The organism is Acinetobacter variabilis (assembly GCF_000369625.1).
Taxonomy (GTDB): Bacteria; Pseudomonadota; Gammaproteobacteria; order Pseudomonadales; family Moraxellaceae; genus Acinetobacter; species Acinetobacter variabilis.
The window spans coordinates 438,917-453,269 of record NZ_KB850111.1 but is presented as its reverse complement, the minus strand read 5'-3'; the positions used below and the strand labels follow the sequence as shown (position 1 = coordinate 453,269).

The following is a 14,353-nucleotide window of genomic DNA, read 5'->3' as shown; positions in this document are numbered from 1 at the left end:
AATTTGTAAATATAAACACGGTTGGCTATAATGAGCGCACTTCATTGGGGAGTAGCCGCCTTTTGCGCAAAGCAGAAGGGTGATGGTCAACATATTTGCTCAACAGGGCATGGTCATCATAGCAAAGAACCAAATGAGCTTCTCGAAGCTTTCTTTTGTTGGCAAGACCTTTGATTTACCACTCTGCAGATATGGCTGGCAGGAGGGGTGAGTCATAGGTATGTAAATTGCTGGCCAGAGAAACACATCATGCTTTCTGCTTTTCTGATCTCATTAGCTGTTGTTGCCTTATCTGAAATGGGCGATAAAACGCAACTGCTTGCTCTATTACTTGCCGCACGTTTTCGTAAACCTGTTCCAATTCTCTTCGCAATCTTTTTGGCGACAGTCGTCAACCATGGCGTTTCCGCAGTCTTAGGTCAATGGATCACCACAGTGCTTAGCCCAACAGTCTTGCTGTGGATTGTATCGCTTGGTTTTATTGCGATGGCGGTGTGGATGTTAATTCCCGATGAATTGGATGATGAATCAGAAAGTATCAATAAATGGCAAAAATATGGGGTATTCGGTGCCACATTTGTGTTGTTTTTCTTGGCAGAAATCGGCGATAAAACTCAAATTGCAACAGTCGCTTTAGCCGCGCGCTTTGACAGTATTGGTTGGGTCACTTTGGGTACTACGATCGGTATTATGTTGGTAAATGCACCAGCGGTATTTATTGGTAATAAATTGGCAGAAAAATTACCAATTTCGCTCATTCATAAAATTGGCGCTTTGGTTTTCTTAATAATTGGTCTGGCAGCATTGGCACAACACTATTTATTTTGAGTGTTAAAGATATCGTAAATCCTGAGCTAATTGCTCGGGATTTTTTGCCTAAAAATGTGACTTAATTAACTGATATTATAGATAATATTGATCTGATTTTTATTGTAAGTTTCTCTAAATAAATATATGTTATTCACCTATAGAATATACATTTTTTACATAAAAATTTTGGGGAATGGGCATGGCTTTTGAACGTACTACATCACAAGTACTTTATGATGATGGAACGCATAAATGCATCAGTTTTACCAGCTTGGTAAAAGGTGAAGGTGTACAGGCAAACCAATTCCTGATTATTGATAATGAGCGTGCTGCAGTACTTGATCCGGGTGGTGATTTGACCTATGTACCGTTGACCATGGAACTGAACCGCTATACCCGGTTAAGCAATCTGGATTATGTGATGGCATCGCATCAGGATCCGGACATTATTACGTCCATGCCGCGCTGGCTGGTCTATACCGAAGCCAAAGTCGTAGCTTCCAAGCTCTGGGCGCGTTTCTTACCGCATCTGAATTCAGCCTTTATGAGTGACCGTATGAAAGGTAACTGGCTGGATCGTCTGGTTGAATTGCCGGATCATGGTCAGATCATTCCACTCGGTCAATCCAGCATTATTGCCATTCCAGCACACTTTTTACATTCAGTCGGTAATTTCCAGTTTTATGACCCGATTGCCAAGATCCTGTTTTCTGGTGATATGGGCGCGTCAATGGTCGAGGATGCTTCAAAGCCACTGGAAAATTTTGCGGCGCACATTCCGAAAATGAAGGGATTTCACCAACGCTACATGTGCAATAACAAGGTGATTCGTTTATGGGTGCAGATGGTACGTACCATGGATGTCGACATGATTGTGCCGCAGCATGGAACACCATTTGTGGGTAAAGAACAGATTAACCAGTTTCTGGACTGGATTGAAACACTGGAATGTGGCACTGATTTAATGGATGAAACTGTTTTTACTTGTCCTGAATAGTTCAAGAAAATTTTAAATTTTTTCTTGAGTAGAAAAACAACATTTTTTATATTTTCCGCCTGCAAAAAATTGTTTTTGATGACGAGAATTTATAAGAAATGTTGTCTCAAGTTCCTACACAAGATGCATGTTTAAGTTGTGGCGCATGTTGCGCCTATTTCAGGGTTTCATTTTATTGGGCAGAGGGGATTCCCATGCCTGAGCACTATACTGAACCTGTCACTTCCGTCTATTCATGCATGGCGGGAACCAATCAAAAAAATCCGCGTTGTATTGCGCTCGAAGGTAGCATTGGCGAACAGGTGAGTTGTGGCATGTACGAACTACGTAGCTCATCCTGTAAAGAAGTTCAGATTGCTGATGCCCAGTGCAATAAGGCACGGATGGCACACAATATGATTCCATTCATCCAGATTGAGCCGGATGAAGCCGAAAATGATGATAATTTCGAACGGGTGAGCTAAATCCAAACTCAAGATTTAAAAAGCAGGGTATGGACTCTGCTTTTTATGGGAGAAAAAATTAGTAGGGGATTTTGTAAACCGAATAAATATGATGACCGCTCTGGCATATTTAAATTGTTGATTGAATAGTCAAATTTACAGGTTTAGATATTCGGATTAAATCTAAGTCCAGATTTAGACAAAATAAATTTTGCAATTGCAATGAAATTTAGAGCTAAATTTGTTTATAATAGCGCACGGAAATTACCAGTGAGACTGTTATGTTGACCATCGTTCAAGACGCGTTAACCTTCGATGATGTCCTATTACTCCCTGCCTACTCTACTGTTCTCCCAAAAGATGTCTCTCTAAAGACACGCCTGACTCGCGGCATTAACCTGAATATCCCACTTGTTTCAGCAGCTATGGATACTGTGACTGAGTCACGTATGGCAATTGCGATGGCACAAAATGGTGGTATCGGTATTTTGCACAAGAACATGGATATTGCTGCCCAGGCCGCAGAAGTACGCCGTGTGAAAAAATTTGAAGCCGGTATGGTGAAAGATCCGATCACAGTTACCCCAGAAACTACAGTACGTGAACTGATCGCTGTGACTCAAGCGAATAACATCAGCGGTGTGCCCGTAGTTAAAGACGGTAAAGTGGTGGGTATCGTGACAGGCCGTGATACACGCTTTGAAACCAATCTGGAACAGCCGGTCAGTAATATCATGACAGGTCAAGACCGTCTGGTGACTGTGCGTGAAGGCGAATCGAAAGAAAACATTCAGGCCTTATTGCAAAAAAACCGTATTGAAAAAGTGATCGTTGTTGGCGAAAACAACGAATTAAAAGGCTTGATCACGGTGACTGATTTCCGTAAAGCGGAACTTTATCCAAATAGCTGTAAAGATGATTTAGGTCGTCTACGTGTAGGTGCAGCAGTCGGTACTGGCGCTGAAACACCAAGCCGTGTAGAAGCACTGGTTGATGCTGGTGTAGATGTGATTGTTGTGGACACTGCACATGGTCACTCTGCGGGTGTGATCGAGCGTGTACGCTGGGTGAAACAGAACTACCCACAAGTTCAAGTGATCGGCGGTAACATCGCCACTGGTGATGCTGCGCTTGCATTACTTGATGCGGGTGCGGACGCAGTGAAAGTAGGGATCGGTCCTGGCTCAATCTGTACGACTCGTATCGTGGCTGGTATTGGTATGCCACAAATCTCTGCAATTGATTCTGTTGCACGTGCATTGAAAGAACAGATTCCATTGATTGCTGATGGTGGTATCCGTTTCTCTGGCGATATGGCCAAAGCGATTGGCGCTGGTGCAAGTACCATCATGGTAGGTTCATTAATGGCGGGTACTGAAGAAGCACCGGGCGAAGTTGAATTCTTCCAGGGCCGTTACTACAAGGCTTACCGTGGTATGGGTTCTTTGGGTGCGATGGCTGGTGCGACTGGTTCTGCTGACCGTTACTTCCAGGACTCTAAAGCCGGTGCTGAAAAACTGGTTCCTGAAGGTATTGAAGGTCGCGTACCGTACAAAGGCCCAATGGGCAATATCGTGCATCAGATGATGGGCGGTCTGCGTTCTTCTATGGGCTATACCGGTTCTACAACCATTGATGATCTGCGTCAAAATGCCAAGTTTGTGAAAATCACATCTGCCGGTATGTCTGAGTCTCACGTGCATGATGTAACCATCACTAAAGAAGCGCCAAACTACCGTATGGGCTAACTTTCGCTGATTGTTTACTCTAAAAAAGCCGTCATCCTCATGACGGCTTTTTTGTTTTGGTGTACAGTGTTGCACAATGAAAAAGGATGATGTAAATCACCCGCTAAGAAGTGAGACAAAGCATGAGTTATTTTGGTACCGATGGTATTCGTGGAAAATTTGGTGAGTTACCGATTACACCTGAATTTGCCCTGAAATTAGGTTTTGCGGCAGGAAAAGTATTAAAACGAAATAGCAAAAAAAACAAACCATTGGTGGTACTGGGTAAAGATACCCGTTTATCGGGTTATATTCTGGAATCTGCGCTACAGGCAGGACTCAATGCGGCAGGTGTTTATGTGCATCTGCTTGGACCTTTGCCAACGCCGGCCATTGCCCATTTGACCCGTGCTTTGCATGCCAGCCTCGGCATTGTCATTTCTGCGTCACATAACCCATATTTTGATAACGGGATTAAGTTTTTCTCGAGTGAAGGCAAAAAACTGCCTGATGCTTTGCAGGATGAGATCAACCAGGAGCTGGAAAAAGAACTGGTGATAGAAGATAACGCGAACTTGGGTAAAAGTTTCCGCGTGAAAGATGCCAATGGCCGTTATATCGAATTCTGTAAATCAACCTTCCCATACCATTTAGACCTGAATGATTTAACCATTGTTGTTGACTGTGCCAATGGTGCAGCTTACAGCGTTGGCCCTGCGGTTTTCCGTGAGTTGGGTGCAAAAGTCATTTCCATCTATGACGAACCGACTGGTCTGAATATCAATGAGAACTGTGGTTCGACTCATCCAGAAAATCTGCAAAAAGCAGTGGTTGAGCATGGGGCTGATTTAGGCATAGCCTTCGATGGTGATGCAGACCGTGTGATCATGGTCGATAAAAACGGTGAGCAAATTACCGGCGATCATATTTTGTATATCCTCGCGACTCAGGCAAAAAACAAGCCGGCGGGTATCGTCGGTACCTTGATGAGCAATATGGCGCTGGAACTGGCGCTGGAAAAAGCCGGAGTAGAGCTGCTACGTGCTAAAGTCGGTGACCGTTATGTACTGCAAGGTCTGGAAGAAAAAGGCTGGTCGATTGGTGGTGAGCCATCAGGCCATATCCTGACTTTAGACAAGAGCACCACAGGCGATGCGATTATTGCTGCGCTGCAAGTCTTAACCGTGATGGTCGAGCAGAAGAAAGCACTGCACGAGTTAGTGGCTGATTTTAAATTATTGCCAAATGTCTTGGTGAATGTACGTCTGAATACCATGTTTGACCCGTACTCAGTGCCTGCTTTGACCGCAGAATTTAACAAAGCTGAAGAGCAGCTCAAAGGCCGTGGCCGTTTACTGATCCGTAAATCAGGGACTGAACCGGTGATCCGTGTCATGGTTGAGGGTGAGGATCTTGCAGAGGTGACCACACTGGCAAATTCATTGGCTGATGCGGTACGTGCCAACGCCGCTTAAATGGGGGAAGAGTAAATGAGCGATCTGATTAAGGATCTAAGCGAACTGCGTCTGAACTATCAAAAAGGCGAGCTACACGAAGATCAGGTCAATCCCAACCCGCATATGCAGTTTTTGCAGTGGTTTAACCATGCACTTGCTGCACAGCTGCATGAACCCTATGCCATGTCATTGGCAACCGCAAATGCACAGGGTCGTCCGCATGTGCGCACAGTGTTGCTGCGTGGTGCCACTGAAGCGGGTTATGATTTCTATACCAATTATGATAGTCAGAAAGGTCTGGATCTGGCCGAAAACCCGTATGCAGAATTACTGTTTTACTGGCAGGAACAGGAACGTCAGATCCGGATTAGCGGAAAGGTAGTTAAAATTTCGGAAGAAGAATCAACTGACTATTATCATAAACGTCCACGTGAAAGTCAGATCGCTGCTCATATCAGTACCCCGCAAAGCGGTATGGTTGCGAGTCGTGAAGAACTACAGCAACGTTTCTGGGATCTGCATCAGCAGGTCGCCAATCAGGAAGAGCTGGATAAACCGGGATTTTGGGGCGGCTATCGTTTGCAGCCAGATTATTATGAATTCTGGCAGGGCCGTCCAAACCGTTTACATGACCGCCTGAGTTATGAAAAAATCGATGGGGCGTGGAAACTACAACGATTGATGCCATAACAATGCCTAAACTTGAAATCAAGCAAAGACCTTTACTGACACGCCCTGAATCTTTTCAGGGCGTGCCTTCATTTGTAGCTGACATTCTGGCACGCCGTGGTGTGGAATCTGAACAGGAGCTGGAGCTTAAACTCAAGCATCTGTTGGCTCCGACCATGAAAGGCTTGCCGGAAGCAATTCAGCTAATTGATCAGGCTATAGATACTGGCCAGAAAATCGTAATTGTCGGTGACTATGATGCTGATGGGGCGACCAGTACAACACTGATGGTTTTAGCCCTGCGTGATATGGGTGCCCATGTTGAGTATCTGGTTCCTGATAGGTTTAAGTATGGTTATGGCCTGACACCTGCGATTGCAGATCTGGCTTTTGCCAATTTTACGCCGGATCTTTTAATTACGGTGGATAACGGGATTTCCAGTCATGAAGGTGTGAAGCAGGCGCAGGATCATGGTATGCAGGTGATTATTACCGATCACCACTTAACCACCAAGCCTACACCTGCAGCAGAAGCTGTAGTCAATCCCAATCAGTTAGGTTGTGATTTTCCAAGTAAGGCCTTGGCGGGAGTGGGGGTAGCTTTTTATGTCTTGGCGAATCTATCGACTCATCGTAAAAAGCTCGGTAAATCTTCAACGGTTATTACCAATTATCTGGATCTAGTGGCTTTAGGCACTTATGCAGATGTTGCAAGTCTGGACTATAACAACCGTATTCTGGTGGATGCTGGCTTAAAACGGATTCAGCAGCATCTTTGCCGACCTGGTATCAGTGCTTTGCTGGAAATTGCTGGTCGTGATGCTGCCACGCTCAAAGCGCAGGATCTGGGTTTTGTACTTGGTCCACGTATTAATGCAGCGGGTCGTATGGAAACCATGGATATCGGGATTGAGTGTTTGCTCGCTTCGGATCTGGCAACCGCTTATCCACTCGCAGAACAGCTGAATAAACTGAATGTCGAACGTCGTCAGGTAGAAGGCAAAATCAAGCAGGAAGCTTTGACTGAACTGGAAAAAATCCAGCTCGATGAGAATACTTTGCCTGCCGCACTGATCATGTTTGAACAGCACTGGCATCAGGGTGTGATCGGGATTGTAGCAGGGCGTTTAAAAGAACAGTTCCATCGTCCAAGTATAGTCTTTGCTGCTGATGAAGATGGTATTCATATCAAAGGTTCAGCACGTTCCATTGAAGGGATTCATATCCGGGATAGCATTGAACGGATAGCAGAGCAGTATCCGCATCTGGTCAGCCATTTCGGTGGACATGCGGCCGCAGCGGGATTAACCATTAAAAAGCAGCATTTTGCTGAATTTAAACAGGTCTTTGAACAGCTGATTGCAGAGATGGATGAAAGCCTATTTACTGCTACGCTGTGGACTGATGGGGAACTACCGGCATCAGCTTTCCAAATTGAAACAGTCGATTTACTGCAAAACTTAAGTCCATGGGGGCAAAAGTTTCCTCAACCAATTTTTGAAGGCATCTTTAAGATTCTGGATTACCGCTGGCTCAAGGATGTACATCTGAAATTACGTGTTGCTTTAGAGAGTGGACAGGTTATGGATGCGATTGCCTTTAATGCTATCGATAAATACAAATTTGATCCAATGAAGCAGCATGTACGTCTGGTCTATGAACTGGATAAAAATGTCTTTAATGGCAATGTCAGCCTGCAAATGCGAATTGCTCATCTGGAGCAATAAATTATTCAAATAAAAAAACCGCCCAATTGAGCGGTTTTTTTAACTTTTAATCTTGCAGATTAGAAGCGGTATGCGCCACGTACACCAAAGATATTGCCTTCGTCAGCAAAATCAATTGAACCTTCTAGGCTAACTTGCTGATTGAAGAATTTCTTCGCGCGAATAGTGAAGACATCACTATTATCAATATCGGAATCAGAGTAACCCAGACCAACGCTGAAGGTTTTGTCTAAATATAAATCTGCGCCGAGGCTATAAGCATCAAGATCACCGAAGCTTGCACCACCTTCAAAGTTCATGTCATATTGACCGACTTGAGTAACATATTTGGCACGTAAGGTTGGATCTACATCATCGCCTGCGTCATTGTTATAACCAGCTAGGCCAACAGCCAGTAATAGACCAGGAACCGGTAAATAACCTAATTCTGCTGAGTATATAGTTGTGTCATCATCACCAATTGGTGTATCAGTAGATGATTGACCAATATTACCACTTACATAAAAATCTGAATTTGGAACAAAATATTCAACACCTACATTAAATGTAGTCACATCAAATAAATCATAATCAATATAAGAAACCGCTGCATTAATATTGCTTGCACGATTTAAAAATGCTGCTTCATTAAGAGGCGAGTTCTTAACTTGAACTGGATTGAAGTAGTAAGTTCCATCAATTGCGAAACCAGTAGAAGTATCCCCATTGTCTGGATCAACCAGAGCAATCGTACCGCCTACTTCAGCTTGATAAGCGTGAGCAGTTCCTAGGCTAGCAATAAGTGCTGTAGCAAGAGTAAGTTTCTTAAGCATTTAGAGTCCTCTCTTTGTTATAAAAATATGACTGTTTGATGAACAGTTGTAACAAATTGTACAGATAATAATCGCCCCGTCAATGTGCAAAAACTACCTAAATGCTTGTTTAAAGTGCAATAAAAAACCCATCCGAAGATGGGTTTTTTATAATGAAATTTCTTAGTTTGGATTAGAAGCGGTATTTCGCAGCTAGACCAAATTTGTTGTAGTCTTGGTTACCAATTTCACCAAAACCTACACGACCTTCCAAGCTTACTTGTTCATTAAAGAATTTACGTGCACTTACACCAAATTCATTTGAGTCATAAGGGCCATTGTCTTTGCTTTGATAATCAGCACCAACACTTAAAGTTTTGTCGATGAAGTAGTCAGCTTTTAAGTTGTACTCATCTAGGTCGCCAAAGGCAGCGCCAGCTTCAAGGTTAATGTCTTTACCATTGCTTAAGGTAGTCACATATTTAGCACGTAAAGTTGGATCTACACCGTCATCATAGTCATTGTCATAACCTTTCACACCTGCTGCAATTAACAGACCTGGTGCAGGTAAATAACCGACTTCAGCACTATAAACGGTTTCGTCAAAATCAGGTGCATTGTCGTATTTAGAATCATCACGACCTACGCTACCACTCAAATAAAAATCTGAGTTTGGTACGAAGTATTCAGCACCTACACCATAACGGTGACGTTCTGAAGAGTCGTAATCATCATATTGATATTGAGCTTTCACATTACTTGCACGATCAAGGAAGGCTGCTTCGGCTAATGGTGCATTACGTGTTTCAACTGGATTAAAGTAGTATGTGCCATCAACACCAAAAGAGCCGCTTGAGCTACCATTATCCGGGTCTGTTAGGCCTGCAGATGCACCCACTTCTACTTGATAAGCATGAGCTGCTGTACCTGTAAGAGCTACGGCTGAAAGTAATGCTGAAGCGATTGCTAGTTTTTTCATGCGGATACTCCCCTCTGAAAATATGGCTAAAATTAATACACTTTTTGTTACAACTTTAAGTCTAGACCAATTCCAATAATCGTCAATCAAAGGAAAGTTACTACATTGTGAGTAAGGTAATATTATGTAATTTTCATTTAATAACTAATTGAATTTAAAAACTAAAAATGAAATGTTTTGTTTTATTAAAAATGTGTAGATATTGTGGAATGTATTGAAAATGCTATTTTTTATCTTGTTTTGTATGGGTTTTAGGGTTTTAAAATGAATCAAAAACCGAGTATAAAAATACAGCGAAATATATTTAAGAATAGAATGAGAAAGTATTAAAAATAATATTTAGCTATTTTATCAAGCTGACAAATTTTGTAATTAAAAAATGTGCGATTAATATTTTCTTACTTAGCTTTAAAGATGGATTTATCGCTATAAATTGGCGAAATAGACTGTGATATAATATTGACCTAAGAATTTATACCTAATTTTGATTGAGAGAAATTCACGTGGAAATTAATCCGTATCTAAACCAATTAAAAGACTTAAACGAACGTGGTCAAACACTACGGGGGTATCTTTGACTACGATCTGAAAAAAGAGCGTTTAGAAGAAGTCCTGCGTGAATTAGAAGACCCGGCGATCTGGAATGACCAAAGTCGTGCTCAGGCCATGGCCAAAGAAAAAGGCGAGCTTGAAAATGTACTGAATGTACTGGACGGATTAACGACCCAGCTCGAAGATGCCCAGGCAATGCTCGACCTTGCGGTTGAAGCAGATGAAGAGGCCATGCTTGAAGATGTGCAGGCTGAGCTGAATGCGGCTGAAGAAGAACTGGCGAAGCTTGAGTTCCGTCGTATGTTCAGCAACCCGATGGATCCAAACCCTTGCTATGTAGAAATTCAGGCAGGTTCAGGTGGTACCGAAGCACAGGACTGGGCGTCTATGCTGCTACGTATGTACATGCGCTGGATCGAACGTCATGGTTTTAAAGCTGAATTAATGGAAGAATCTGACGGGGATGTCGCTGGGATTAAATCTGCGACGATTCGTGTCGAAGGTGAGTATGCCTATGGCTGGTTACGTACCGAATCTGGTGTACACCGTTTAGTACGTAAATCACCCTTTGACTCGGGCAACCGTCGTCATACGTCATTCTCTGCCGTGTTTGTCTCACCTGAAGTGGATGACAATATCGAAATTGAAATCAATCCTTCAGATGTCCGTACCGATACTTACCGTGCGTCAGGCGCGGGTGGTCAGCACATTAACAAAACTGACTCTGCAGTGCGTTTAACCCATATTCCAACCGGTATTGTGGTGGCATGTCAGAACCAGCGTTCACAACATGCCAACCGTGACCATGCCTGGAAGCAATTACGTGCCAAGTTATATGAGCTGGAAATGAATAAACGTAATGAAGCTGCACAGGCATTGGAAGATTCCAAGTCTGATATCGGCTGGGGTAGCCAGATCCGTTCTTATGTCCTTGATGACTCACGTATCAAGGATTTGCGTACAGGGGTAGAAACCTCCAATACTGGCGCAGTTCTGGACGGTGATCTGGACAAATTTATCGAAGCAAGCCTGAAACAGGGCCTGTAAGAAATCGTTTAAAAGCTGGCGTAACAAAGCTTTAACAGACTGTGACTCTTATATCTAAATTATTCGATATATAAATCGAAAAAATACGATATAATGGTCGCAGATGCTGAATGAAGTTTCGTTGCGCCACTGATTGTGATGTGCCTATGGACCTTGATCTAATTTTTAAAGCCTTAGCCAATCCGACCCGTCGACAAATTCTGGAGTGGTTAAAATCTCCGGAGCAATATCTGTCTGCGGAAGAGTGTGGTGGCTTTCAACGTGGGGTCTGTGCAGGTCAAATTGAATGTTTGGGCCAGGTTTCCCAGTCCACCATGTCCAATCACCTGTCGGTATTACAGCAGGCTGGCCTGATCACTGCGACCAAGCATGGACAGTGGTCATATTTCTCCCGCAATGAAACTTTGATTCAGCAATTTATCGAACACCTACAACAACACCTTTAACAGGTGGGAGTAACGATGGCTGAATTAAATTCTCCTTTAACGCTCGGTGCGTTAGAGCTTAAAAACCGTGTCATCATGGCGCCGCTGACCCGTAGCCGCGCAACTGCTGATCGCGTTCCAACCCCAATGATGGTTGAATACTATGCGCAACGTGCAAGTGCTGGCCTGATCATTTCTGAAGCTACAGTGATTTCTGAAGAAGCCAATGGCTATTTAAATACTCCAGGACTGTTTACCGATGCTCAGGTCGAAGGCTGGAAAAAGGTCACTCAAGCGGTTCATGAGAAGGGCGGTTTAATCATTGCCCAGCTTTGGCATGTTGGCCGTGTATCGCATCCGGATCTGTTAAATGGTGAAACACCAGTCTCTGCAAGTGCAGTACAACAGGCGGGTCATGTCAGCTTGTTACGTCCAAAACGTCCATACGTTACGCCGCGTCCTTTGGAAGTTTCTGAAATTCACACGATTACCGAGCAATACAAGCAAGCTGCGATTCGTGCTAAAGACGCCGGTTTTGATGGTGTTGAATTACATGCTGCCAATGGTTATCTGATTGATCAGTTCCTGCAAAGTAAAACCAATCAGCGTGAAGATGAATACGGTGGTTCAGTGGAAAACCGTACACGGTTCCTGCTAGAAGCAACTGATGCACTGATTGAAGTATGGGGTGCGGATCGTGTAGGGGTGCATTTTGCGCCGCGTGGCGATGATCATGACATGGGTGATAATGATCCACGTGAAACATTTGGCTATGCCATGGAGCAGCTGGGCAAGCGCAAGATTGCCTTCTTCTTTACTCGTGAATATCTGGCTGAAGACAGTATTTCTGAATATATGAAGGAGCGTTCAGGTGGAGTACCTTATATTGCTAATATGCAGCTGAGTCGTGAAGATGCGATTGAGCTACTGGCAGCTGAAAAGGCAGATGCAGTCGCATTTGGTAAAGCCTACATTGCGAATCCTGATCTATACGAGCGTCTGCTTCAGAATGCACCGCTGAATGAGCTGAAAATGGAAAATATGATCGGTAGTCAGGTGGCTGAAGGTTATATTGATTATCCAACTTTGGCAGAAGTTAAGGTATTAAGCACCATAGAATAATTCGAAATAAGAGCCACATCGATTAACATGTCGATGTGGCTCTGTTATATTTTGCCGATTGAATCTGTTTTGGGGCGCAATGTGGCTACTCCATTCTGGTATAACGCAGCCTTGGCGCTAGCGAAACCGCTTTATCAATCCCGTATACGTAAACGTGCGACCAGTCCGGAACAATTACAACAAGAACTGCTGGAACGTTTTGGTCCTTTCCAGTCCCCTAAAAACCTGCAGGCGATTTGGTTTCATGTGGTATCCGTAGGGGAAACCAATGCCGCTCAACCTTTAATTGAACACTATTTAAAACTTGGGCATCCAGTTCTAGTGACCAATACCACCAAGACCGGGCAGGCACGTGCCAAATCTCTCTTCTTGAAAGAACCTTATTTAGACTTATTCCAGGCTGTATATTTACCAGCTGACCAGAAAACCCTGATTCGTGATTTTTATCAAAAATATCAGCCTAAATTGCTGTTATTGATGGAGACCGAGCTCTGGCCAAATCTGATTGATCAGGCACCGAATTTTAATGTGCCTTGCCTATTACTGAATGCCCGTCTTTCTGAAAAATCCGCCAAAGGCTATGGCAAAGTCAAAGGCCTAACCCGTGGCATGCTTAAGAATTTAACGGCTCTTTTGGCTCAGGATACAGCAACCCAGCAGCGTTATATTGACCTAGGTATCGCTTCAGAAAAAACTCAGGTCTTGGGCAATATCAAGTTTGATATCATGGCACCCCGGCAATTTATTGATCATGCGGCAGGGTTGAGACAGGAATGGTCTTTGCAAGGCCGGAAGATTATTACTCTCGCCAGTACGCATGCACCTGAAGAACAGCAATTGATGTCTGAGCTTAAAGCTGCGTTAGATGCAAATCCAGCATTAGTTTGTATCGTGGTGCCACGCCATCCGGAACGTTTCGATGAGGTGTTCCAAGCTGCACAGTCCTTAGGTTTAAGGACCCAGCGCCGTAGCTTGGGACAGCGCATTGAAGCTGATACTCAGGTTTATCTGGCGGATTCTATGGGCGAGATGTGGCTCTGGTATGCCTTGAGCCAAGCCTGTTATGTTGGTGGTTCTCTAAATGAACCAGGTGGTGGGCATAATATTCTGGAGCCGATTGCGCTAAATGTTCCAACGATTCTGGGTAAAAACTATTTTAACTTTCAGACAATTGTAGATGAGTTTGCGCAGGCGCATGCGGTAGAAGTGGTGCAGGATGCCACGCAGGCGGCTGAGACTTTACTAGAGATTTTGAATAATTCAGCTAAAGCTGAAAGCTTGAATATTGCTGCTCAAAAGATGATGCAGCAAAATCAGGGTTCACTTGAAAAGCATATTCAGGTGATTGATCAATATCTTTGATTATATTCTGATTTGTGAAGAAGCTGATTTTCATGGATTGACTGTATAAGGTTAAAACTAAGCCTTATCTTTATAGATTTAATGCTAGGAACTCTTCTTTCTTTTACTTTTGTTTCGGCAAAAGTAACAAAACCATTTGTCATCCACAAAACTCGTCATATACCATCTTTTTGCAGAGATATCGCAGAACCTATATCAGGCAAAAAGAGTCCTGCCTCGCACAGTTGTGGATGACGTTTCCGCGT

13 protein-coding genes and 1 riboswitch are annotated in these 14,353 nt (G+C 43.6%); of the genes, 11 read left to right on the top strand and 2 right to left on the bottom strand.

Annotated elements, in window-relative coordinates; translation table 11 throughout:
• Positions 1 to 34: 34 nt before the first annotated feature.
• Positions 35 to 176: riboswitch (yybP-ykoY riboswitch) on the top strand.
• Between the two features lie 73 nt (positions 177 to 249).
• From F897_RS02125 to recJ, 7 genes are all read left to right on the top strand, one after another.
• Positions 250 to 828: a TMEM165/GDT1 family protein gene (locus F897_RS02125; protein WP_004781499.1), complete on the top strand. Its 579-nt coding sequence runs from the start codon at positions 250 to 252 to the stop codon at positions 826 to 828.
• Between the two features lie 181 nt (positions 829 to 1,009).
• Positions 1,010 to 1,807, top strand: a complete 798-nt coding sequence (locus F897_RS02120; RefSeq protein WP_005232678.1) for an oxygen-binding di-iron domain-containing protein — start codon at positions 1,010 to 1,012, stop codon at positions 1,805 to 1,807.
• 98 nt (positions 1,808 to 1,905) lie between these two features.
• Positions 1,906 to 2,271, top strand: coding sequence for a YkgJ family cysteine cluster protein (locus F897_RS02115; RefSeq protein WP_082188697.1), 366 nt, complete (start codon positions 1,906 to 1,908; stop codon positions 2,269 to 2,271).
• 260 nt (positions 2,272 to 2,531) lie between these two features.
• Positions 2,532 to 3,998, top strand: a complete 1,467-nt coding sequence (gene guaB / locus F897_RS02110; RefSeq protein WP_004781504.1) for an IMP dehydrogenase — start codon at positions 2,532 to 2,534, stop codon at positions 3,996 to 3,998.
• A gap of 122 nt (positions 3,999 to 4,120) precedes the next feature.
• On the top strand, positions 4,121 to 5,452 hold the full coding sequence (gene glmM, locus F897_RS02105) for a phosphoglucosamine mutase (RefSeq protein ID WP_004781506.1): 1,332 nt from the start codon (positions 4,121 to 4,123) through the stop codon (positions 5,450 to 5,452).
• A gap of 15 nt (positions 5,453 to 5,467) precedes the next feature.
• Complete coding sequence (gene pdxH, locus F897_RS02100; RefSeq protein WP_004781507.1) at positions 5,468 to 6,124, top strand: pyridoxamine 5'-phosphate oxidase; 657 nt, start codon at positions 5,468 to 5,470, stop codon at positions 6,122 to 6,124.
• Between the two features lie 2 nt (positions 6,125 to 6,126).
• Positions 6,127 to 7,830 (top strand): single-stranded-DNA-specific exonuclease RecJ, encoded by a 1,704-nt coding sequence (gene recJ / locus F897_RS02095; RefSeq protein WP_005232665.1) that lies wholly within the window; start codon positions 6,127 to 6,129, stop codon positions 7,828 to 7,830.
• Positions 7,831 to 7,889: 59 nt separating this feature from the next.
• Here the strand turns inward: recJ and F897_RS02090 are convergent, their stop codons facing one another.
• A complete protein-coding gene (locus tag F897_RS02090) occupies positions 7,890 to 8,642 on the bottom strand; it encodes a putative porin (RefSeq protein ID WP_004781510.1) in 753 nt (250 codons plus the stop codon).
• A 172-nt stretch (positions 8,643 to 8,814) separates the two neighbouring features.
• Positions 8,815 to 9,600, bottom strand: coding sequence for a putative porin (locus tag F897_RS02085; RefSeq protein ID WP_004781512.1), 786 nt, complete (start codon positions 9,598 to 9,600; stop codon positions 8,815 to 8,817).
• Between the two features lie 503 nt (positions 9,601 to 10,103).
• Between F897_RS02085 and prfB the strand changes: the two genes are divergently transcribed.
• From prfB to F897_RS02065, 4 genes are all read left to right on the top strand, one after another.
• A protein-coding gene (gene prfB / locus F897_RS02080; protein WP_122959107.1) for a peptide chain release factor 2 occupies positions 10,104 to 11,199 on the top strand; the annotation gives its coding sequence in 2 pieces (ribosomal slippage) (positions 10,104 to 10,175 and positions 10,177 to 11,199; 1,095 coding nt in all).
• 146 nt (positions 11,200 to 11,345) lie between these two features.
• Positions 11,346 to 11,645, top strand: coding sequence for an ArsR/SmtB family transcription factor (locus F897_RS02075; RefSeq protein WP_034170237.1), 300 nt, complete (start codon positions 11,346 to 11,348; stop codon positions 11,643 to 11,645).
• A 15-nt stretch (positions 11,646 to 11,660) separates the two neighbouring features.
• Positions 11,661 to 12,746 carry an alkene reductase gene (locus F897_RS02070; RefSeq protein ID WP_004781517.1) on the top strand — a complete coding sequence of 362 codons (1,086 nt, stop codon included), beginning with the start codon at positions 11,661 to 11,663 and terminating at the stop codon, positions 12,744 to 12,746.
• An 81-nt stretch (positions 12,747 to 12,827) separates the two neighbouring features.
• On the top strand, positions 12,828 to 14,108 hold the full coding sequence (locus tag F897_RS02065; protein ID WP_034580439.1) for a 3-deoxy-D-manno-octulosonic acid transferase: 1,281 nt from the start codon (positions 12,828 to 12,830) through the stop codon (positions 14,106 to 14,108).
• The last annotated feature ends 245 nt before the right edge of the window (positions 14,109 to 14,353 follow it).

Excerpts from the sequence above, each read along its gene's own strand:
- F897_RS02125 (WP_004781499.1), top strand. The coding sequence starts at position 250 with ATGCTTTCTGCTTTTCTGATCTCATTAGCTGTTGTTGCCTTATCTGAA.
- F897_RS02120 (WP_005232678.1), top strand. The coding sequence starts at position 1,010 with ATGGCTTTTGAACGTACTACATCACAAGTACTTTATGATGATGGAACG.
- F897_RS02115 (WP_082188697.1), top strand. The coding sequence starts at position 1,906 with ATGTTGTCTCAAGTTCCTACACAAGATGCATGTTTAAGTTGTGGCGCA.
- guaB (WP_004781504.1), top strand. The coding sequence starts at position 2,532 with ATGTTGACCATCGTTCAAGACGCGTTAACCTTCGATGATGTCCTATTA.
- glmM (WP_004781506.1), top strand. The coding sequence starts at position 4,121 with ATGAGTTATTTTGGTACCGATGGTATTCGTGGAAAATTTGGTGAGTTA.
- pdxH (WP_004781507.1), top strand. The coding sequence starts at position 5,468 with ATGAGCGATCTGATTAAGGATCTAAGCGAACTGCGTCTGAACTATCAA.
- recJ (WP_005232665.1), top strand. The coding sequence starts at position 6,127 with ATGCCTAAACTTGAAATCAAGCAAAGACCTTTACTGACACGCCCTGAA.
- F897_RS02090 (WP_004781510.1), bottom strand. The coding sequence starts at position 8,642 with ATGCTTAAGAAACTTACTCTTGCTACAGCACTTATTGCTAGCCTAGGA.
- F897_RS02085 (WP_004781512.1), bottom strand. The coding sequence starts at position 9,600 with ATGAAAAAACTAGCAATCGCTTCAGCATTACTTTCAGCCGTAGCTCTT.
- F897_RS02075 (WP_034170237.1), top strand. The coding sequence starts at position 11,346 with ATGGACCTTGATCTAATTTTTAAAGCCTTAGCCAATCCGACCCGTCGA.
- F897_RS02070 (WP_004781517.1), top strand. The coding sequence starts at position 11,661 with ATGGCTGAATTAAATTCTCCTTTAACGCTCGGTGCGTTAGAGCTTAAA.